Consider the following 20,613-nt stretch of genomic DNA (forward strand, 5'->3'; position numbering starts at 1 on the left):
CCGCGGCTCAGACGACCCCGGCGCGAGCCAGGCGTTCCCGCACCCGGTCGATCGGCACCGCGTGCGCCGTCCGCCCCTCGGGGCCCACGGTGGTCTCCGCGGCGAGCACCGAGTTGACCAGGGCCTCCTCGACCGCGTCCATCGTCGCGGCGAAGAGCGGCGATAGCTCGTCGTCCGCCGCCGGACCGCCGTCCGCCTGGTCGTGCACCGAGAAGGCGATCGCGTAGTCGCCGCTGCCCTGCGCATAGTCGGCGCCGACACCGCGCATCGCGAACACGGCCCGGTTGGCCACACGGCCCAGCTGCCGCCCCTCGACGGGCGCGTCCGTCGCGACGACGATCATGCAGGAATTGCCCACAGGCTGTGCCGGAGCATCGGCGAGCAGCTCCTCCGCGGGCAGCGGGACTCCCGCGATCCGCAGCGTGCCGCTGAAGTTGGTCTGCACGAGCGCCCCCACGGTGCGCGAGCGCCCCGCGACCTCGACCAGCCGCGATGCCGTGCCGATGCCACCCTTGTACCCGAGGGCGACGGTCCCGGCACCGGCGCCCACGCCTCCCTCCGCGACCGCTCCCGGAGCCGCCGCGGCCAGGGCCGCCGCCACCTGCTCCTGCCCCACGCGCGCCGTCGGATATCGGAGAGGAACCCATCGTTCGTCTCGCCCACCACCGGGTTCAGCGTGGTCGTCCGTGCGTGCGCCGGCGTCGCCAGCAGATGCCCGAGCAGCGCGTCCGCGACGCGGAACACGGACAGCGTCGAGGTCAGCAGGATCGGCGTCTCCAGCGCCCCGAGCTCCCGGAGCTGTGTGGCGCCGACGAGCTTGCCGTAGCCGTTGCCCACGGAGAGGTTCGCGGGAAGGCTCCGACGCTCGGCGGTGAGGGCGTCGGGGACGATCGCCGTCACGCCCGTGTGCAGACCGTCGCCGTGCAGCGTGGCATGCCCCACCCGCACACCGGGGACGTCGGTGATCGCGTTCTCCGCGCCGCGCGGGAAGGCTCCGGACGGCACACCGAGGTCGGCGAGACGGGGACGGGAGGACGAGGACGACGGCGGTGTCATGCTCCGATCCTTCCAGCGTCGGAGGGACCGACCGCAGCGCCGCGCCGGAGGCTCCGCCGGGTCGAGCGCCCCGCCCGTGCGCTCGGTAGACTGGGCGGCACCACCCACACTCAGGCACGCTCACACAGTGCCGCATACATCGCTCGAGGAGACCTCCATGTCCGCCATTCCCGACAAGCCCGCACTCGAAGGTCTCGAAGCGAAGTGGGACGCCGCCTGGGCGGAGCAGGGCACATACCTGTTCGACCGTCTGCGCGCCGCCGAGCTCGGTCGTGAGGGCGTCTACTCGATCGACACCCCGCCGCCCACCGCCTCGGGCAGCCTCCACATCGGTCACGTGTTCTCCTACACGCACACCGACGTCAAGGCCCGGTACGAGCGCATGCGCGGCAAGACCGTGTTCTACCCGATGGGCTGGGACGACAACGGCCTGCCCACCGAGCGCCGCGTGCAGAACTACTACGGCGTGCGCTGCGACCCCTCGCTCCCCTACGACGCCGACTTCACCCCGCCGTTCGAGGGCGGCGACAACAAGTCGAGCCGGGCCGCGGACCAGCAGCCGATCAGCCGTCGCAACTTCATCGAGCTGTGCGAGCGCCTCACGATCGAGGACGAGAAGCAGTTCGAGGCGCTGTTCCGTCAGCTCGGGCTGAGCGTGGACTGGACGCAGACCTACCGCACCATCTCCGACGACACGATCCGGCAGAGCCAGCTCGCCTTCCTCCGCAACATCGAGCGCGGCGAGGCATACCAGGCCCTCGCGCCGACGCTGTGGGACATCGACTTCCGCTCCGCGATCGCGCAGGCCGAGCTCGAGGACCGCGACCAGCAGGCCGCGTACCACACGATCGAGTTCCCCTTCGCGGACGGCTCCGGCTCCATCGCGATCGACACCACGCGCCCCGAGCTCCTCCCCGCGTGCATCGCGATCGTGACCCACCCCGAGGGACCGCACAAGCACCTCATCGGCACCAAGATCCGCACGCCCTACTTCGGCGCCGAGATCGAGATCCACGGCCACCACCTCGCCCAGCCCGACAAGGGCACGGGCGCGGCCATGGTCTGCACCTTCGGCGACGTGACCGACATCATCTGGTGGCGCGAGCTGCGCACCGCCGCCGGCGAGTCCCTGCCGAACATGACGACGATCGGTCTCGACGGCCGCTTCCTCGCCGAGGCCCCGTCGATCGTGGCCGACGCCGACGCACGCGCCTGGTACGCGGAGAACGTGGCGGGCAAGACGGTCTTCAGCGCCCGCAAGGCGATCGTGGAGAAGCTGCAGGAGACCGGCGACATGACCGCCGTCGGCAAGCCCTTCCAGCACGCCGTGAAGTTCTTCGAGAAGGGCGACCGCCCGCTCGAGATCGTCTCGACCCGGCAGTGGTACATCCGCAACGGCGCCCGCGACGGGGAGCTGCGCGATCAGCTCCTCGCGCACGGTACCGAGCTGGCGTGGCACCCCGACTTCATGCGGGTCCGCTACGAGAACTGGGTCGGCGGCCTCACGGGCGACTGGCTCGTGTCCCGGCAGCGGTTCTTCGGCGTGCCGATCCCGCTCTGGTATGCGCTGGACGAGAACGGGGAGCGCGACTACGACCGGGTGCTCACCCCGGATGCGGCCGCGCTGCCCATCGACCCGACCACGGATGTGCCGGCCGGCTACACCGAGGCCCAGCGCGGCGTGCCGGGCGGGTTCGACGCCGAGGCCGACATCCTCGACACGTGGGCGACCTCGTCGCTGACCCCGCAGCTCGCGGGCGGCTGGCAGCGCGACGAGGAGCTGTGGCAGCTCACCGCTCCGTTCGACCTGCGCCCGCAGGGACAGGACATCATCCGCACCTGGCTCTTCTCGACCATGCTGCGCTCCACGCTCGAAGACGGCCGCGCCCCGTGGAAGAACGCCGCCATCTCGGGCTTCATCGTCGACCCCGACCGCAAGAAGATGTCGAAGTCGAAGGGCAACGTGGTCACCCCGGCCGACGTGCTCGACGCCCACGGCTCGGACGCGGTGCGGTACTGGGCGGCGTCGAGCCGCCTCGGCATGGACGCGGCCTTCGACCCGCAGAACCCGACCCAGGTGAAGATCGGCCGGCGTCTCGCGATCAAGGTGCTCAACGCCGCCAAGTTCGTGCTGTCGTTCCCCGTGCCCGAGGGCGCTCAGGTGACGCACGCGCTCGACGCCTCGATGCTCACGGCACTCGACGGCGTGGTGGCCGAGGCGACCGCGGCCTTCGACCGGTATGACGCGGCGCGGGCGCTGGAGCTGACCGAGGCGTTCTTCTGGACCTTCTGCGACGACTACCTGGAGCTCGTGAAGGAGCGCGCCTACAACCAGAACGACGTGGGCCAGGCCTCGGCCGCCCTCGCGCTGCGTCTGGCGCTGTCCACGCTGCTCCGGCTGCTCGCCCCGGTGCTCTCCTTCGCCACGGAGGAGGCGTGGTCCTGGTTCGAGGAGGGCTCCGTGCATACGGCTGCGTGGCCCGAGAAGCTCGGCATCGAGGGCGACCCGGCCGTGCTGGCCGCCGCGAGCGAGGCGCTCATCGGCATCCGGCGCGCGAAGACCGAGGCGAAGGCATCGCAGAAGACCCCCGTCTCCCGTGCCGCCATCGCCGCTCCCGCCGCGAAGGTCGAGGCCCTGCGCGCCGCAGCGGACGACCTCCGCGCGGTCGGCCGCATCGCCGAGCTCGAGATCACCGAGGCGGAGGAGTTCGCGGTCACCGCGATCGAGCTCGCCCCGGTCGAGGCCTCCTGATGCAGCTCGGCACGCGGTGGGCCACGGGTGCTCAGCCGCCCGCGTCGGTTCCCGAGGCGCTGCGTCCCGCGATCGCCGAGGTCGAGACCCAGGGCCTCACCGGCCACTGGACCCTCACCTGGCTCGAGGGCCGCGCGATCGCCGAGCTCGACGCCGGCTGGGAGGTCCTCCAGACCCCGTCCGGCGAGGTCATCGCCCGCCCCTTCTGATCCCCGAGACCCCGCTTCATCGCCGAGACCCCCTCCTTCCACGTGGGAAGGAGGGGGTCTCGACGCGTACCCGGGGTCCCGGGTCAGCGGCGCGGGGCTCCGAGCTGCGCGAGGAGATGATCCACGGCGTGCGGGTCGTGGCGGCGGGCCTGCTGTTCGCGGAGGAGCTCGAGGGCGAGGGTCCGCCGCTGTGCGCGACGCTCGATCCGGTGCTCGATCATGGCGGTGACCCGGTCGGCGAGGCGCAGCAGGCCGCGCTCCGTCCGCGTGGGACGGACGAGGTGCAGGGTCGCGGCGGTCATGATGCCTCCATCGTCTCGGTCGTGGCCGCACCATCCGGTGTCGGCAGATCGAAGATCTCGGCACGGAGGGAGACGCGGCGCACGTCGGGCCCCTCCTGACCGCGGTACTGCGCGATCGCCTTCTCCACGACCGCTTCCAGCTCGGCCCGCAGCGACATCGCCTGCTCCGCGGTCATGTCCAGGTGCGTGGTGATCGTCACGCCCACGTCGCGCCAGCCCTCGGGGACCTCGGACTCCGGGCGGTTGAGGTACCGCATCAGCGTCTCGTGCCGGAGTCGGAAGAACTCCGAGGTCACGATCTGCGCCGCAGCGCGGTTCGCCGGCGACATCTGCTCGTCCGGCCCCGGCACGTCGATCCGGCCCTTCGGACGCTCCCACCATCGCTCCCGTGCCGTGCCCCGGCCTTCCACCTCGCGGATGAGGTCGTGGGCGGCGAGGGCGCGGAGGTGGTAGCTGGTGGATCCCGAGGTCTCCCCCACGAGCGCCGCGAGAGAGCTGGCCGTCTGAGGACCGCGAGAGGCGAGCAGATCGAAGATCCTGACCCGCAGCGGATGGGCGAGCGCCTTGAGCGCCCCCGCATCCAGCGTCCGTACCTGCGTCTCGTTCGTCATGAATGCAAAGATACTCTTGCAAACAACTCTTTGCAAGCATTTCTTTGCATCCGATCAGCTCACGGACTCCCGGGCCGCGACGAAGGCCGCCACGCACCGCTCCACCTGGTCGGGGGTGTGCGCGGCGGAGAGCTGCACCCGGATGCGCGCCTTGCCCCGCGGCACCACCGGGAAGCTGAACGCGGTCACGTACACGCCCTGGTCCTGCATCGCCGTGGCAATTCGGGCTGTGAGACCGGCATCGCCGAACATGACGGGCACGATCGGGTGCTCCCCCGGAAGCAGGTCGAACCCCTCCTCCGCCATCCGGGCGCGGAACAGGGCCGCGTTGTCGCGCAGCCGCGCCCGGAGGTCGGCCGATCCCTCGACCAGGTCGAGCGCGGTCAGCGTGCCGGCCACGATGGCCGGAGCGAGGGTGTTCGAGAACAGGTACGGGCGGGAGCGCTGACGCAGCAGCGCGACGATCTCCGCGTGCGAGGCGACGTACCCGCCGGAGGCGCCGCCCAGCGCCTTGCCGAACGTGCCGGTGTAGATGTCCACGCGATCTGCGACGCCGCACAGCTCCGGCGTCCCGCGTCCGTTCTCGCCGACGAAGCCGACCGCGTGCGAATCGTCCACGAAGACGAGCGCGTCGTAGCGTTCCGCCAGGTCGCAGATCTCGGCCAGCGGGGCGATGTAGCCGTCCATAGAGAAGACACCGTCGGTCACGATCACGCGGAACCGGGCATCGGCGGCCGCCCGCAGCTGCTCCTCCAGATCCGCCATGTCGCGATTGCGGTACCGGAGCCGGCGCGCCTTGGACAGCCGGATCCCGTCGATGATGGACGCGTGGTTCAACTCGTCCGAGATGATCGCGTCCTCGGCGGAGAACAGCGTCTCGAAGACACCGCCGTTCGCGTCGAAGCAGGAGGAGTAGAGGATCGCGTCATCGGTGCCGAGGAAGTCCGCGAGCCGACGCTCCAGTTCGAGGTGCTGCTCCTGGGTGCCGCAGATGAAGCGGACGCTCGCGAGCCCGTACCCCCACTCGTCCAGGGCCGTCCGGGCCGCAGCGAGGATTCGCGGGTCGTCGGCCAGCCCCAGGTAGTTGTTGGCGCAGAAGTTGAGCACCTCGGCGCCGTCGGCCGTGATCTCCGCCCGCTGCGGTCCGCGGATGCCGCGCTCGCGCTTGGTGAGCCCCGCCTCCTCGATTCCCGCCAGCTCCTGCGCCACATGGTCCTTGAAGGTCGCGTACATCACAGCTCCGTCCAGTCGAGGATGATCTTGCCCGTGCCGGCGGACTCCGCCGCCGCGAATCCGCGCTCCCAGTCGCGCGCCGGTACGACCTCGGCGATCACCCGGCCGATGGCTTCGCGCAACGTCGCACTCGTCTGGAGCATCGCGCCCATGGCGTTCCACGTCTCGAACATCTCCCGGCCGTAGATCCCGGTGATCGTGAGCATGTGCGTGACGAGCTTGCCCCAGTCGATGTCGAACCCGGTCGACGGCAGCCCGAGCATGGCGATGCGTCCGCCGTGGTTCATGTTGTCGATCATCGCCGGGAGCGCCGACGCCGCGCCGCTCATCTCGAAGCCGATGTCGAAGCCCTCGCGCATGCCGAGCGCCCGCTGCGCGTCGCGGATCTCCTGGCGGGAGACGTCGACGACCTCGTCGGCTCCCATCCCGCGCGCCATCTCCAGGCGCGGCGCGCTCACGTCGGTCCCGACGATGAAGCGGGCGCCCGCATGCCGGGCGACGGCGATCGCCATCAGGCCGATCGGACCGCACCCGGTGACGAGCACGTCCTCACCGACGAGCGGGAAGCGGAGGGCGGTGTGCACGGCGTTGCCGAGCGGGTCGAAGATCGCGCCGAGCTCCGGGGTGACCTCGGCGTGGTGGACCCACACGTTCGTCGCCGGCAGCGAGAGGTACTCGGCGAAGGCGCCGTCGCGCTGCAGCCCGAGTCCGATCGTGCGGATGCACATCTGCCGCCGTCCGGCGCGGCAGTTCCGACAGGTGCCGCAGACGATGTGTCCTTCGCCGGACACCCGGTCGCCGACCGCGATGTCGTGGACGAGCGGCCCGACCTCGACGACTTCCCCGTAGAACTCGTGTCCCGGGATGAGGGGCGCGGCGATCGCGGAGGCCGCCCAGTCGTCCCATCGCCGGATGTGCAGATCGGTTCCGCAGATGCCGGTGCGGAGGACACGGATGACGACCTCGCCGGGACCCGCGACGGGGTCGGGACGCTCCACGAGCGCGAGGCCGGCGCCGGGTTCCTCCTTGAACAGAGCTCTCATGCTCTGATCTCATCGCATCCGTTGCTGTAGAACAATCGGCATCTTCTGCATCCGCCCTGTAGAGGGAACTAAACTGTCGTCGTGGAACTCCACCAGCTCCAGATCCTCCGCGAACTCGGAGCGCTGGGAAGCGCGACCGCCGTCGCCGAGGCGCTGCGGGTCACCCCCTCCGCGGTCTCGCAGCAGCTCGCCGCACTGCAGCGCTCCTTCCCGGCCCCGCTCACCCGTCGCCAGGGCCGTACCCTCGTGCTGACCGCCGCCGGCGAGGTCCTGGCAGCAGCCGGAGCCGAGGCCATCGACGCGATGGCGGCGGCGCGCCACGCCCTGGACGACTTCGAGGACGCGGCGACGGGAGAGGTGAGCATCAGCGGCTTCCACAGCGTCGGTCAGGCACTCTTCGGCCCGCTCGTGCGGGAGCTGTCCGGCAAGGAGCACGCCCCGACCGTGCGTCTCACGGACGAGGACGTCGCGCAGAGCGAGTTCCCCGGGCTCACCGCGCGGTACGACCTCGTCCTCGCCCATCGGATGGAGCACTCCGCGCCGTGGCCGACCGAGGGTGTCCGCGCCGTGGGTCTCGTCCGCGAGCCTCTGGACGTCGCCGTCTCCGCCGAGCACCCTCTCGCCGGTCGCCGCACCCTCTCGCCGGACGAGATCGCCGACGAGCAGTGGGTGACGAGCCGTGTGGGGTACTCCCCCGACGACGTGCTCCGCGCCGTCGCCGCCGTCGCCCGCCGCCCGGTCGAGGTCCGGCACCGCATCAACGACTACGGTGCGGTGTCGGCGGTGGTCGCAGCCGGCGGCGTCCTGGGGATGCTCCCCCGGTTCACCTCGCGCAGCGTGGACGATCGTGCCATCGTGCGCATCCCGCTCCGAGGCGTGAGCACGCACCGCATGATCGACGTCCTCGCGCGCCCGGAGAACCTGCGCCGCCGCTCGGTCCGTGTCGTCGTCGACGCCCTGCGAGAGGTGATGACCCGTCTGAGCGCGGAGCGTTCCGGGGACGGCGATGGCTAGGCTCGGAGGATGAGCGACGCCACGAACCCGCTGCTGCAGCCGTCGACCCTCCCCTTCGGGCTCCCGGACTATCGGGCCATCCGTCCGGAGCACTACCTCCCCGCCTTCCGCGCCGGGTTCGCGGAGCAGCTCGCCGAGGTCGCGAACATCACCCGCGTGCGGTCGATGCCGACGTTCGAGAACACCCTCGAGGCACTGGAGAGGTCCGGCGCGCTCCTCGACCGGGTGGCGCACGCGTTCTACACGGTGAGCTCCGCCGATGCCACGCCGGAGATCCAGGCGATCGACGAGGAGCTCGCGCCGCTCATGGCTGCCCATCAGGATGCGATCACGCTGGATGCGGCCCTCTACGCGCGCGTGGCCCACGTGTACGAGCAGCGCGAGGCGCTCGACCTCGATCCTGAGCAGCGGTATCTCGTGGAGCGCCACCACCGCGAGATGACGCATGCCGGCGCCGCGCTCGACGACGAGGCGAAGGCGCAGCTCACGGCTCTGAACCAGAAGCTGTCGGTGCTCACGAACACGTTCGAGCGGAATCTGCTGAGCGATACGAACGACCTCGCCGTGGTCTTCGACGCCGCGGCCGACCTGGAGGGCCTGAGCCCGGGTGAGCTGTCCGCCGCCGCACGCGCCGCGGCCGACCGCGGGCTCGACGGCCGCTACCTCCTCACGCTGCCGCTGTTCACCGGCCATCCGGCGCTCGCCCGGCTCGCGGTCCGGGAATCCCGTCGCCGGATCATGGCGGCGTCCCGCGCGCGGGGCTCGCGGGACAACGGCAACGACAACCGTCCGGTGCTGCGCGAGATCGTGCGCCTCCGCGCCGAGCGCGCGCGCCTCCTCGGCTACGCCTCGCACGCCGCCTACGTCACCGCCGACGAGACGGCGGGCTCCCCCGAGGCCGTCGAGCGGATGCTGCGACGACTGGCCGCGCCCTCCGCGCGCAACGCCCGCGCCGAACGGGACGCGCTCCAGGCCATCGTCGACGAGACCGAACCGGAGCCTTTCCCCGTGGAGGCCCACGACTGGGCGTTCTACACCGAGCGCGTGCGCACCGCCCGCTACGACATCGACACCGCCGCCCTGCGCCCCTGGTTCGAGGCGGAGCGCGTGCTGCAGGACGGCGTGTTCTTCGCGGCGACCCGCCTGTACGGGGTGACCTTCCATGAACGACACGACCTCGCGGCCTACCACCCGCAGGCCCGCGTCTTCGAGGTGCGCAATGCCGACGACTCCCCGCTCGGGCTCTACGTGCTCGACCTCTACACCCGCGACTCCAAGCGCGGCGGCGCCTGGATGAACGCGATCGTCAGCCAGTCCCGCCTGCGCGGCAGCGCCCCGGTCGTGGTCAACAACCTCAACGTCCCGCAGCCCGGGGACGGCGAGCCCACGCTGCTGACGCTCGACGAGGTGACGACGCTGTTCCACGAGTTCGGGCACGCTCTGCACGGCCTGTTCGCCACGGTGACCTACCCGCACTTCGCCGGGACCAACGTGTTCCGCGACTTCGTCGAGTTCCCCAGCCAGGTGAACGAGATGTGGATCCTCTGGCCCGAGGTCCTCGACCACTACGCCCGGCACCACGAGACCGGTGAGCCGCTGGATCCCGCCATCGTGGAGCGGCTGCGAGCGACCGCGACCTTCGACCAGGGGCACGCGACCAGCGAATACCTCGCCGCGGCGTGGCTGGATCAGGCGTGGCACCGGCTCTCCGCCGAGGACACAGTGGACGATGTCGCCGGCTTCGAGGCGGCCGCGCTGGCGGACATCGGCCTCGACGACCCCGCCGTCCCGACCCGGTACTCCTCCACCTACTTCGCCCACGTCTTCTCCGGCGGCTACAGCGCCGGGTACTACTCGTACATCTGGAGCGAGGTGCTCGACGCCGACACCGTGGAGTGGTTCCGGGAGAACGGCGGCCTCACCCGCGCCAATGGGGACCGCTTCCGCGACCGGCTGCTCGGCGTCGGCGGCTCGAAGGACCCGCTGGCCGCCTACCGCGACTTCCGCGGTCGGGACGCCGAGATCAAGCCGCTCCTGAAACGCCGTGGACTCGATTCCTGAGTCGTGAGACCCTGAGCGCATGGACGCATTCCCCGACGCTCCGTTCGGCCCCGCAGACACCCTGGAGCTGGACGCCGTCCCCCTGGCCGTCATCCGCCACGAGGGCATCCGGATCGCCGACCTCCGCGATGCCTTCGACTCCGGATACGCGGCGATCGGTGCCGCCTTCGCTGCGGGCACCCTGATTCCCGCCGGCCCGGCGCTCGCGATCTACCACGGCGATCCGATGGGCGTGTTCGACCTGGAGCTCGGCTTCCCGGTCCAGGCCCCACCCTCCGACCCGATCGCCACGGGCGACGGGGCAGCCATCATCCCCTCGACCCTGCCGACCGGGCAGGCCGTCGCGAGCAGCGTCTTCGGTTCGTACGACGGTCTCGGTGCCGGGTGGGCCGGGCTGGTCGCGCGCGCCGCGGAGGCGGGGCTGCACCCGCGCGGCGTCTGGATCGAGGTTTACGTCTCGGACCCCGGTGTCGATCCCGACGAGCTCCGCACGGACCTGCTCATGCCCGTGGCCTGAGCAGGCGTTCAGGCGCTCTTGCGCTTGCGCTCCATCACGATGGTGGGCGGGGCGCCCTCGTCGACGGCGGCACGGGTGATGATCACCTTCGCGACGTCCTCGGCAGAGGGGATCTCGAACATCACCGGACCGAGCACGTCCTCGAGGATGGCACGGAGTCCGCGGGCACCGGTCTTGCGCTCGACGGCGAGGTCGGCGATCGATCGCAGCGCGTCCTCCTCGAACTCGAGCTGGACGCCGTCGAGCTCGAACATGCGCTGGTACTGCTTGACGAGGGCGTTGCGCGGACCGGTGAGGATGTCGATGAGGGCGGCCTGGTCGAGCGGTGACACGTTCGTCACGACGGGCAGACGACCGATGAACTCCGGGATGAGACCGAACTTGTGGAGGTCTTCCGGGAGCACCTCGCTGAACAGGTCGAGGTCCTTGCCCTTGTCGTGCAGCGGAGCACCGAAGCCGACACCGTGCTTGCCGACACGCGCCGAGACGATGTCCTCCAGACCGGCGAAGGCGCCGGCCACGATGAAGAGCACGTTCGAGGTGTCGATCTGCAGGAACTCCTGGTGCGGGTGCTTGCGACCACCCTGCGGCGGCACCGAGGCGACCGTGCCCTCGATGATCTTCAGCAGCGCCTGCTGCACGCCCTCGCCCGACACGTCGCGGGTGATCGACGGGTTCTCGGCCTTGCGGGCGATCTTGTCGACCTCGTCGATGTAGATGATGCCCTGCTCGGCGCGCTTCACGTCGTAGTCGGCGGCCTGGATGAGCTTGAGGAGGATGTTCTCGACGTCTTCGCCGACGTAGCCCGCCTCGGTCAGTGCCGTCGCGTCGGCGACGGCGAACGGCACGTTGAGGCGCTTGGCGAGCGTCTGCGCCAGGTAGGTCTTGCCGCAGCCCGTGGGTCCGATGAGCAGGATGTTGCTCTTGGCGATCTCGACCTCTTCGGCCTTCTGCTCAGCAGGCTGCAGGGTGCCGTGAGCGCGCACGCGCTTGTAGTGGTTGTAGACGGCGACGGACAGCGCACGCTTCGCGGGCTCCTGTCCGACGACGTACTCCTCGAGGAACGTGAAGATCTCGCGGGGCTTCGGCAGCTCGAACTCGGCGACACCCTCGGCGGACGACTCCGCCATGCGCTCTTCGATGATCTCGTTGCAGAGCTCGACGCACTCGTCGCAGATGTACACGCCGGGTCCGGCGATGAGCTGCTGCACCTGCTTCTGGCTCTTTCCGCAGAAAGAGCACTTGAACAGGTCAGCGCTTTCACCGATGCGGGCCATGCGCGTCCTCCTCGGGGGGATCAGGATCGTTCTTCGAGCCTAACCGCTGCATACGACACCGGGCCGCATTGGCGACGAGTCGTTCGGCGGGTCCGGCGGACGACGGTGTCTCCGGCGTCATTCCGCGGGGAGGCAGCCGCCGTCCATGATGTATCCGCCGACCTCGACACGGACCTCGTCGGGACGCAGTTCCCCGAAGACGCAGCCGCCCTCCGGACCGTCGGCCCCGAACGCCACCGCGCGCGCATCTCCCCGGGCGACGTGATGGACGAGGCCGGCCTCGCGCAAGGCGTCCTGGACGGCGATCACGGAGATCGCGCTCTCCGTGCGCAGCGCTTCGAGACGCACGCGGAGATCCGCCACCGGCTGCTCGGCGGCCGCCCGTGCCTCGGCCGACATGTCCATCCGCTCACGATGTCGGTCGTTCTGCTCCATCGCGTGTTCCGGGTCGTACGGCGCGCACTCCGGCGGAAGCTCGGCGCCGTCCACCTGCGGGCAGGCGGCGGTGGGCGTCACGGTCGGCGTCGGCTCTCCGGCGGCGACGTCGGCCGGCGCCGCAGCGCAGCCGCCGAGAAGCAGGATCGCCGCCAGCACGAGCGTCACTCGCCCGGGGCGGGCGCGGACGCCGGAGATCGCCATCATGCCGCCATGAAACCACAGCACCGGCGTCACCCGCACGCTGCCCGCACGACGAGGGCCCCGCCGCGCGGTGCGCGACGGGGCCCTCGGTCATCCTGACGTGTCGTCAGACCATGCTCTTGGTGTGCCAGACCGTCTTGACCTCGGTGAACGCGGCGATCCGCTCCGGCGAGGCCACCACGTCGCCGGGGGCGAGCACGCGCTTCAGCGTCTCCGCCGCGGCGATCTGCATGTCGACCCACTCCAGCGCGCCCGCGCCGGCGAGATCGAGGGCGTTCACATCCTGGTGCGAGGCGAGCCACGGCGCGATCTCCGCCGGCGAGCCGGTGAGCACGTTCACCACGCCCCCTGGCACGTCACTGGTCGCGAGCACCTCGGCGAGACTGATCGCGGAGAGCGGGTACTGCTCGCTCGCGACCACGACGACGGTGTTCCCGGCGACGAGGGCCGGGGCGACCACCGACACCAGGCCGAGCAGCGCCGAGTCCTGCGGGGCCACGATGGCGACCACACCGGTGGGCTCGGGCACCGAGATGTTGAAGTACGGACCGGAGACAGGGTTCGCGTTTCCCGCCACCTGGGCGTACTTGTCGCACCAGCCGGCGTACCAGACCCAGAGATCGATCGCCTCGTCGACCTGCGCCGTGGCCGCCGAGGACGAGATGCCCTCCTGCGCCACGATCTCGTCGACGAACTGCGCGCGACGCCCTTCCAGGACCTCGGCGACCCGGTAGAGCACCTGGCCGCGGTTGTAGGCCGTCGCCCCCGACCAGCCCTTGACGGCGGCGCGCGCGGCGACGACCGCATCGCGGGCGTCCTTGCGGGAGGCCTTGGCGGCGTTGGCGAGGAAGGCGCCCTTGCGGGAGACGACCTCGTACGTGCGTCCGGACTCGCTCCGGGGGAAGGCCCCGCCGATCGCGAGCTTGTAGGTCTTCGGAACGGTCAGTCGCTTGCTCATGCTGCGGCTCCCTTGAGATAGGCGGTGAGGCCCTGGCGACCGCCCTCGCGGCCGTACCCGGACTCCTTGTAGCCGCCGAACGGGCTCGACGGGTCGAAACGGTTGAACGTGTTCGCCCACACGACGCCCGCGCGCAGCCGGTCGGCGACGGCGAGGATGCGCGAGCCCTTGTCCGACCAGATGCCGGCGGAGAGACCGTACGGGGTGTTGTTGGCCTTGGCGATCGCCTCAGCGGGCGTCCGGAAGGTGAGGACCGACAGCACCGGCCCGAAGACCTCGTCGCGGGCGATGCGGTGCGAGGCCTCGACGCCGGTGAAGATCGTCGGAGCGAACCAGAAGCCCTGCTCCGGGATCGCGCAGTCGGCGGTCCAGCGCTCGGCACCCTCGGCCTCGCCGATGTCGCTGAGCTCACGGATACGGGCGAGCTGCGCGGCGGAGTTGATCGCGCCGATGTCCGTGTTCTTGTCGAGCGGGTCACCGAGACGCAGCGTCGACAGCCGGTTCTTCAGCCGGTCGACGACCTCGTCATGGATGGACTCCTGCACCAGCAGGCGGCTGCCCGCACAGCACACGTGGCCCTGGTTGAAGAAGATGCCGTTGACGATGCCCTCGACGGCCTGATCGATCGGCGCGTCGTCGAACACGATGTTCGCGGCCTTGCCGCCCAGCTCCAGCGTCAGCTTCTTGTCCGTCCCCGCCACGGCGCGGGCGATGTCGCGACCCACACCCGTCGAGCCGGTGAAGGCGACCTTGTCGACGTCCGGGTGCCGGACCAGGGCGGCACCGGTCGCCCCGGCTCCGGTGACGATGTTCACGACACCGGCGGGGAGATCGGCCTGCTGCAGGATCTCGGCGAAGATCAGTGCCGTCAGCGGCGTGGTCTCGGCCGGCTTGAGCACGACCGTGTTCCCGGCCGCCAGCGCGGGCGCGAGCTTCCACGCGAGCATCAGCAGCGGGAAGTTCCATGGGATGACCTGACCGGCGACGCCCAGAGCACGCGGGTTCGCACCCAGCCCGGCGTAGTCGAGCTTGTCGGCCCAGCCCGCGTAGTAGAAGAACCAGGACGCGACGAGGGGCACGTCCACGTCGCGGCTCTCCTTGATGGGCTTGCCGTTGTCGAGGCTCTCGGCGACGGCGAGCTCGCGGGCGCGCTCCTGCACGAGGCGGGCGATGCGGAACAGGTACTTGCCCCGGTCGCGGCCGCTCATGCGCGACCAGACCTTGTCGTAGGCGCGACGGGCCGCGGCGACAGCGCGGTCGATGTCCGCGTCGTCGGCGGAGGCGATCTCGGCGATCTCCTTCTCCGTCGCCGGGGAGATGGTGCGGAAGGGGGTGCCGGAGCCGTCGACGAACTCGCCGTCGATGAACAGCCCGTAGCTGTCCTTGAGGTTCAGCACCGCCGTGGACTCCGGAGCCGGAGCGTATTCCAGGAATGACATGTCGGGTGTCCTAGTCGATCGTGACGTAGTCGGGGCCGGAGTAGTGGCCGGTGGTGAGCTTCTGGCGCTGCAGGAGCACGTCGTTGAGCAGGCTCGAGGCGCCGAAGCGGAACAGGTGCGGCTGGAGCCACTCCTCCCCCACGGTCTCGGCAACGGTGACGAGGTACTTGACCGCGTCCTTCGACGAGCGGATGCCGCCGGCGGGCTTCACGCCGATGCGCTCCCCCGTCCCGCGATACCAGTCGCGCACCGTCTCCAGCATGAGCAGCGTGGTCGGCAGCGTCGCCGCCGGCTGCACCTTGCCCGTCGAGGTCTTGATGAAGTCGCCCCCGGCGAGGATGCCGAGCCAGGAGGCGCGCTTGATGTTGTCGTACGTGTTCAGCTCGCCGGTCTCGAGGATCACCTTGAGCGAGGCGTACGAGCCGTCCTCACGGCGGCACGCCTCCTTGACCTGAGCGATCTGATCGAACACCAGCCCGTAGCGGCCGGACAGGAACGCACCGCGGTCGATGACCATGTCGATCTCATCCGCACCCGCGGCGACAGCTTCCGCGGTGTCGGCGAGCTTGATCGCGAGGGAGGACCGGCCGCTCGGGAAGGCGGTGGCCACCGCGGCGACCGAGATGAGGCCGTCGTCGGGGTCGCCGTGCAGGCTGCCGAGAGCCTCGACCGCTCCGGCGACCATGTCGCCGTAGACGCACACGGCCGCCACCCGAGGCGTGGACGGATCCGCCGCATCCGGGTTCTTCGCCTTGGCGACGAGCGAACGGACCTTGCCAGGGGTGTCCGCGCCCTCCAGCGTGGTCAGGTCTATCAGCTTGATGATCGTGTCCAGCGCCCACGCCTTCGACGTGGTCTTGATGGAGCGGGTGCCGAGGCCGGCAGCGCGCTGCTCCAGCCCGACGGCGTCCACGCCGGGGAGGCCGTGCAGGAAACGACGGAGGGTGGCGTCGTCCGGCTCACCGCCGAGGACGTCCACCGCCGTCCTGCGGCTGAGTTCTGTCGTCGTCACTGTTCCTCCAACAATGCTCGTGCTGTGGTCTCATCGGTCACCAGGACCCCGCACAGGCCGCTGGTCACGACCGTGCGCGCGATGTCGTGCTTGGCGGGACCCGCCGTCACGAAGATGGCCCGCGCGGCGCCGCGCAGGCGGTCGAGCGAGACGCCGACCGTGCGGGCGTCCAGCTGCGGGTCGACGATGTTGCCCTCGGCGTCGACGTAGCGCCCGAGGACGTCGCCGACGGCGCCGCGGCGCGCCAGCTCCTCCACATCGGCAGCCGTGAGATAGCCGTTCTCGACGTGGGCGGAGGTCGCATCGCACGGTCCGGCGGTGAACAGGAACGCCTGGGCGTCCGCCGCCTCCTCCAGCACGGCCGCGACGGTGCGGTCGCCTTCGATGGCCTGCTTCGTCTCGACGTGCTCCAGGATCGCGGGGCTCGGCAGCAGGGAGACCTGGCCGGAGGCGCGCTGGGCGATGGTCACCGCGAGTCCAGCGGCCCCGCCCGAGCGCCGGTTGAGGCTGACACCGCCGTTGAGCTGCACGACGGTGACGCCGTTCGCCCAGCCGTCGGGGAGGGCCTCGGCCACGGCGCGGAGGGTCTTGCCCCAGCTCACGCCGAGCGTGCGCGGAACCGGACGGAGGGCGGTCAGGAAGTCGGCCGCCGCCTGAGCGACGCGCTCCAGGGTGCCCTCGTCGCCCTCCGGCGAGGGGACGACCACGGCGTCGGTCAAGCCGAACCGCTCCACGAGCTCGCGTTCGAGGCCCAGCCGACGGGCGCGCGGGTGGACGATCTCGATGCGGACGATCCCCCGCTGACGCGCCTGCGTGAGGAGGCGCCCGACCTTCCAGCGGGAGATCTTCAGGAGACCACCGATCTCGTCCTGCGTCTTGTCCTCGTCGTAGTACAGCTCGGCGACCCGGACCATGAGCAGATCTTCTTCCACGGTGTCCTCCTTCCTCCTCCAGGGTAGGCCGGATTCAGCGTTCGCGCACCCGTCTGCTCATATGCGCAGTCCCACCATCCCCCCGCGCGCATTCGCCGGAGACGCGAGAAGGACGCCCGTCGATTCGACGGGCGCCCTTCTCTGCGGGTGCGGACTACGCGCGCTTGCGCGAGGTGAGCACCTGGTCGACGATGCCGTACTCCAGCGCCTCGTTGGCCGAGAGGATCTTGTCGCGATCGATGTCGCGGTTGACCTGCTCGACCGGCTTGCCGGTGTGACGGGCCATGGTCTCCTCGAGCCAGGTGCGCATGCGGAGGATCTCCGCCGCCTGGATCTCGATGTCGGAGGCCTGACCGTGGCCGGCCTCCCCCATCGCGGGCTGGTGCATCAGCACGCGCGCGTTCGGCAGGGCGAGACGCTTGCCGGGGGCACCGGCCGCGAGCAGCACGGACGCGGCCGAGGCCGCCTGGCCGAGCACGACGGTCTGGATCTGCGGCGCGACGTACTGCATCGTGTCGTAGATCGCCGTCATCGCGGTGAACGAGCCACCGGGCGAGTTGATGTACATGGTGATGTCGCGCTCGGAGTCCTGGCTCTCCAGGACGAGGAGCTGTGCCATGACGTCATCGGCCGACGCGTCGTCGACCTGCACGCCGAGGAAGATCACGCGGTCTTCGAACAGCTTGTTGTACGGGTCCTGGCGCTTGAAGCCGTAGGCGGTGCGCTCCTCGAACTGCGGCAGCACATACCGGCTGGAGGGCAGGTTTCCGGCGGACTGGAACGTGGGTGTGTACATGGTGTCCTCTCGAATCCTTACTCGACGCCCGTGCCGCCGCCGCCGGTGACGTCGCTGGCGTGCTCGCGGATGTGGTCGACGAAGCCGTACTCGAGGGCCTCCTCCGCCGTGAACCAGCGGTCGCGGTCGCCATCGGCGTTGATCTGCTCGACGGGCTTGCCGGTCTGCGACGCGGTGATCTCGGCGAGGCGCTTCTTCATCGACAGGATGAGCTGCGCCTGGGTCTGGATGTCGCTCGCGGTGCCGCCGAAGCCGCCGTGCGGCTGGTGCAGCAGCACGCGGGCGTTCGGCGTGATGTAGCGCTTGCCCTTGGTGCCGCTCGTCAGCAGCAGCTGGCCCATGGACGCGGCCATGCCGATGCCGACGGTGACGATGTCGTTCGGCACGAACTGCATCGTGTCGTAGATCGCCATGCCCGCGGTGATCGAGCCGCCGGGCGAGTTGATGTAGAGGTAGATGTCCTTCTCGGAGTCTTCGGCGGCGAGAAGGAGGATCTTCGCGCAGATCTCGTTGGCGTTGTCGTCTCGCACCTCCGAGCCGAGCCAGATGATGCGGTCCTTCAGCAACCTGTCGAAGACGCTTGTCGCGACGAGGGGTTCAGCCATGTCAGCTCCTGCTTCCGTGTTTCAGTGATTCGAATCTACCGGCGCGCGCACAGCCCCTAGGTCGTGTTCGCCGTCGGCATATCAGGTGTCGCTGCCCGCGATCTCGTGCGCGTACGCCGTCATCGACCGGTGGTAGCGCGGCAGGTGCGGGACGAGCGCGAGGATGGCCACCGACAGGCCCTGCGCGGGCCGGCCGGCACTCGCGAGGATGAGGGCGTGCACCACCGCGACCGCGTCCCGATACGGCCCGTCCGCCGCGATCTCCTCCTCGGCGCGGATCACCCGCAGCGCCTCGTCGTAGTCTCCGAGGTTGCGCAGCGAGCTCGCGAGCTGGATCACGCACTGCGGGCGATGCTCCTCGTCGAGGCCGAGCGCCAGGGCGCGACGGTACAGCTCCACGGCCTCCGCCGGGCGTCCCGCGGAATCGCGGGCACCGGCGCGCTCGAACTCGGCCCTGGCGTCGTCCGCACCCCGCTCGGCGGCGAGGGCGTCGATGCGCGCGATCGTCTCGTCGCCGACCTCCTCTCCGGAGGCCTCCGCCCACACCTGCTCGATGCGGTCGTCCCAGCTCGTCATCCCGTCGTCCTTCCCTCGATGAGAAAGAGGGCGGATGCCGCAGCACCCGCCCTCTTCACTCGACCGTGCCGATCACTCGGCGGTGTCGGCGTCCTTCTTGGCCGGAGCCTTCTTCGCCGCCGGCTTCTTGGCAGCGGGCTTCTTCTCCGCAGCGGGCTTCTCGTCCGCGTCGGCATCCTTCTTGGCGGCCGCCTTCTTGGCGGGGGCCTTCTTCTTCGCGGCCGGCTTCTCCTCGGCCTCGGCGGGCTTCTCGTCCTCGGACTCGGCCTCGTCGTCGGTCACGACGAAGTCGGAGAGGTCGACGGCCTTGCCGTTGGTGTCCACGACCTTGACCTTGCCCAGGGCGATCGCGAGCGCCTTGTTCCGGGCGACCTCGCCGACCAGCGCGGGGAGTTGGTTCGAGGACTGCAGCGCCTCGACGAACTCCTGCGGCGCCATGCCGTACTGCGCGGCGGACTGGATGAGGTACTGCGAGAGCTCCTCCTGCGAGACCTGCACGTCGGCCTGCTCGGCGATCGTGTCGAGCAGCACCTGCGTGCGGAACTGCTTCTCGCTGGCCTCGGTCACCTCGGCGCGGTGCACGTCGTCCTCGAGACGACCCTCGCCCTCGAGGTGGTTGTGCACCTCGTCCTCGATGAGCTGCGGCGGGACCGGGATCTCGATCTGCGCGAGCAGCGTCTCGACGAGCTTGTCGCGGGCGGCGGAGCCCTGCGTGAAGACGCCCTGCTGCTCGACGCGCTCGCGCAGGCTGTCGCGCAGCTCGGCGATCGTGTCGAACTCGCTCGCGATCTGCGCGAACTCGTCGTCGGCCTCGGGAAGCTCGCGCTCCTTGACGGCCTTGACGGTGACGGAGACCTCCGCCTCCTTGCCGGCGTGGTCGCCGCCGACGAGGGCGGAGCGGAAGGTGGTGTCCTCACCGGCGGTGAGCGACTCGACCGCGTCGTCGATGCCCTCGAGGAGCTCGCCGGAGCCGATCTCGTAGGAGACGCCCTCGGCGCGGTCGATCTCGGCGCCGTCGATGGTGGCGACGAGGTCCAGCTCGACGAAGTCGCCCTTGGCCGCGGGGCGGTCGACGGGGATGAGGGTGCCGAAGCGGGCGCGCATGTTCTCCAGCTCGGCGTCGAGGGCGGCCTCGTCGGCCTCCACGGCGTCGACCTCGAGGGTGATGCCCGCGTAGTCGGGGAGCTCGATCTCCGGCCGCACGTCGACCTCGACGTCGACGAGCAGGTCGCCCGAGAAGTCCTTCTCGTTCGGCCACTGCGTGATCTCGGCCGACGGGCGTCCGACGATGCGGAGCTTGTGCTCGGCGGTCGCCTCGCGGAAGAACTTGTCCAGGCCCTCGTTCACGGCGTGCTCGATGACGGCGCCGCGGCCGATGCGCTGGTCGATGATCGGAGCGGGCACCTTGCCCTTGCGGAAGCCGGGGATCTGGACGTCCTGCGCGATGTGCTCGTAGGCGTGCGCGATGCTGGGCTTGAGGTCGTCCGGGGTGACCGTGATGGTGAGCTTGACCCGGGTCGGGGTCAGCTTCTCGACGGTGCTGTTCGCCATGCTGGTGTGTTCTCCTTGTGGTTTCCGCGC

Annotated in this window: 19 protein-coding genes and 1 pseudogene; 5 read left to right on the forward strand and 15 right to left on the reverse strand. The window is 70.3% G+C overall.

What is annotated here, in order from left to right; all coding sequences use genetic code 11:
• Nucleotides 1-7: 7 nt before the first annotated feature.
• A pseudogene (locus AC2W7E_RS03165) lies at nucleotides 8-1,056 on the reverse strand (P1 family peptidase).
• A gap of 157 nt (nucleotides 1,057-1,213) precedes the next feature.
• Between AC2W7E_RS03165 and valS the strand changes: the two are divergent.
• Nucleotides 1,214-3,808 (forward strand): valine--tRNA ligase, encoded by a 2,595-nt coding sequence (gene valS / locus AC2W7E_RS03170; RefSeq protein ID WP_085607810.1) that lies wholly within the window; start codon nucleotides 1,214-1,216, stop codon nucleotides 3,806-3,808.
• Nucleotides 3,808-4,017: a hypothetical protein gene (locus AC2W7E_RS03175; protein ID WP_485988521.1), complete on the forward strand. Its 210-nt coding sequence runs from the start codon at nucleotides 3,808-3,810 to the stop codon at nucleotides 4,015-4,017. The genes valS and AC2W7E_RS03175 overlap by 1 nt, the downstream gene beginning before the upstream one ends.
• 83 nt (nucleotides 4,018-4,100) lie before the next feature.
• On the opposite strand, the gene AC2W7E_RS03180 is transcribed toward AC2W7E_RS03175, so the two are convergent.
• From AC2W7E_RS03180 to tdh, 4 genes are read right to left on the reverse strand one after another with little or no spacing between them, the layout of a single operon-like run.
• Entirely contained in the window at nucleotides 4,101-4,319 is a 219-nt protein-coding gene (locus AC2W7E_RS03180) for a hypothetical protein (RefSeq protein ID WP_378871499.1), read from the reverse strand.
• Complete coding sequence (locus AC2W7E_RS03185) at nucleotides 4,316-4,930, reverse strand: ArsR/SmtB family transcription factor (RefSeq protein WP_378871502.1); 615 nt, start codon at nucleotides 4,928-4,930, stop codon at nucleotides 4,316-4,318. The genes AC2W7E_RS03180 and AC2W7E_RS03185 overlap by 4 nt, the downstream gene beginning before the upstream one ends.
• A 54-nt stretch (nucleotides 4,931-4,984) precedes the next feature.
• Entirely contained in the window at nucleotides 4,985-6,163 is a 1,179-nt protein-coding gene (locus tag AC2W7E_RS03190; protein WP_085607816.1) for a glycine C-acetyltransferase, read from the reverse strand.
• Nucleotides 6,163-7,206, reverse strand: a complete 1,044-nt coding sequence (gene tdh, locus AC2W7E_RS03195; RefSeq protein WP_062634086.1) for an L-threonine 3-dehydrogenase — start codon at nucleotides 7,204-7,206, stop codon at nucleotides 6,163-6,165. The genes AC2W7E_RS03190 and tdh overlap by 1 nt, the downstream gene beginning before the upstream one ends.
• A gap of 81 nt (nucleotides 7,207-7,287) precedes the next feature.
• Here tdh and AC2W7E_RS03200 point away from each other — a divergent pair, with 81 nt between their 5' ends.
• Genes AC2W7E_RS03200 through AC2W7E_RS03210 form a run of 3 tightly spaced genes read left to right on the forward strand, consistent with a single transcriptional unit; the run spans nucleotide 7,288 to nucleotide 10,798 of the window.
• Nucleotides 7,288-8,220: a LysR family transcriptional regulator gene (locus AC2W7E_RS03200; RefSeq protein WP_485988522.1), complete on the forward strand. Its 933-nt coding sequence runs from the start codon at nucleotides 7,288-7,290 to the stop codon at nucleotides 8,218-8,220.
• 9 nt (nucleotides 8,221-8,229) lie between these two features.
• Nucleotides 8,230-10,281 (forward strand): M3 family metallopeptidase, encoded by a 2,052-nt coding sequence (locus AC2W7E_RS03205; protein WP_485988523.1) that lies wholly within the window; start codon nucleotides 8,230-8,232, stop codon nucleotides 10,279-10,281.
• A 19-nt stretch (nucleotides 10,282-10,300) separates the two neighbouring features.
• Complete coding sequence (locus AC2W7E_RS03210; protein ID WP_366215497.1) at nucleotides 10,301-10,798, forward strand: GyrI-like domain-containing protein; 498 nt, start codon at nucleotides 10,301-10,303, stop codon at nucleotides 10,796-10,798.
• Between the two features lie 8 nt (nucleotides 10,799-10,806).
• On the opposite strand, the gene clpX is transcribed toward AC2W7E_RS03210, so the two are convergent.
• The 10 genes from clpX to tig all read right to left on the reverse strand — a co-directional run bounded on the left by clpX (nucleotide 10,807) and on the right by tig (nucleotide 20,583).
• Nucleotides 10,807-12,075, reverse strand: coding sequence for an ATP-dependent Clp protease ATP-binding subunit ClpX (clpX, locus tag AC2W7E_RS03215; RefSeq protein WP_025105011.1), 1,269 nt, complete (start codon nucleotides 12,073-12,075; stop codon nucleotides 10,807-10,809).
• A 117-nt stretch (nucleotides 12,076-12,192) separates the two neighbouring features.
• Nucleotides 12,193-12,717 carry a hypothetical protein gene (locus AC2W7E_RS03220; protein ID WP_062766775.1) on the reverse strand — a complete coding sequence of 175 codons (525 nt, stop codon included), beginning with the start codon at nucleotides 12,715-12,717 and terminating at the stop codon, nucleotides 12,193-12,195.
• A gap of 103 nt (nucleotides 12,718-12,820) precedes the next feature.
• Nucleotides 12,821-13,672 (reverse strand): aldehyde dehydrogenase family protein, encoded by an 852-nt coding sequence (locus AC2W7E_RS03225; protein ID WP_025105013.1) that lies wholly within the window; start codon nucleotides 13,670-13,672, stop codon nucleotides 12,821-12,823.
• Complete coding sequence (locus AC2W7E_RS03230) at nucleotides 13,669-15,111, reverse strand: aldehyde dehydrogenase family protein (protein ID WP_374460175.1); 1,443 nt, start codon at nucleotides 15,109-15,111, stop codon at nucleotides 13,669-13,671. The genes AC2W7E_RS03225 and AC2W7E_RS03230 overlap by 4 nt, the downstream gene beginning before the upstream one ends.
• Before the next feature lie 10 nt (nucleotides 15,112-15,121).
• Nucleotides 15,122-16,123 (reverse strand): deoxyribose-phosphate aldolase, encoded by a 1,002-nt coding sequence (gene deoC / locus AC2W7E_RS03235; protein ID WP_025105015.1) that lies wholly within the window; start codon nucleotides 16,121-16,123, stop codon nucleotides 15,122-15,124.
• Nucleotides 16,120-17,055 carry a sugar-binding transcriptional regulator gene (locus AC2W7E_RS03240; protein WP_060921184.1) on the reverse strand — a complete coding sequence of 312 codons (936 nt, stop codon included), beginning with the start codon at nucleotides 17,053-17,055 and terminating at the stop codon, nucleotides 16,120-16,122. Before AC2W7E_RS03240 ends, deoC begins: the two co-directional genes overlap by 4 nt.
• 154 nt (nucleotides 17,056-17,209) lie before the next feature.
• A complete protein-coding gene (locus AC2W7E_RS03245) occupies nucleotides 17,210-17,851 on the reverse strand; it encodes an ATP-dependent Clp protease proteolytic subunit (RefSeq protein ID WP_025105017.1) in 642 nt (213 codons plus the stop codon).
• 17 nt (nucleotides 17,852-17,868) lie between these two features.
• Complete coding sequence (locus AC2W7E_RS03250; RefSeq protein ID WP_025105018.1) at nucleotides 17,869-18,456, reverse strand: ATP-dependent Clp protease proteolytic subunit; 588 nt, start codon at nucleotides 18,454-18,456, stop codon at nucleotides 17,869-17,871.
• A gap of 81 nt (nucleotides 18,457-18,537) precedes the next feature.
• Complete coding sequence (locus AC2W7E_RS03255) at nucleotides 18,538-19,032, reverse strand: tetratricopeptide repeat protein (protein WP_025105019.1); 495 nt, start codon at nucleotides 19,030-19,032, stop codon at nucleotides 18,538-18,540.
• Nucleotides 19,033-19,104: 72 nt separating this feature from the next.
• Nucleotides 19,105-20,583 carry a trigger factor gene (gene tig / locus AC2W7E_RS03260; RefSeq protein ID WP_485988524.1) on the reverse strand — a complete coding sequence of 493 codons (1,479 nt, stop codon included), beginning with the start codon at nucleotides 20,581-20,583 and terminating at the stop codon, nucleotides 19,105-19,107.
• Nucleotides 20,584-20,613 lie beyond the last annotated feature (30 nt).

This window comes from Microbacterium sp. CFSPD4_SD4, from assembly GCF_057364585.1.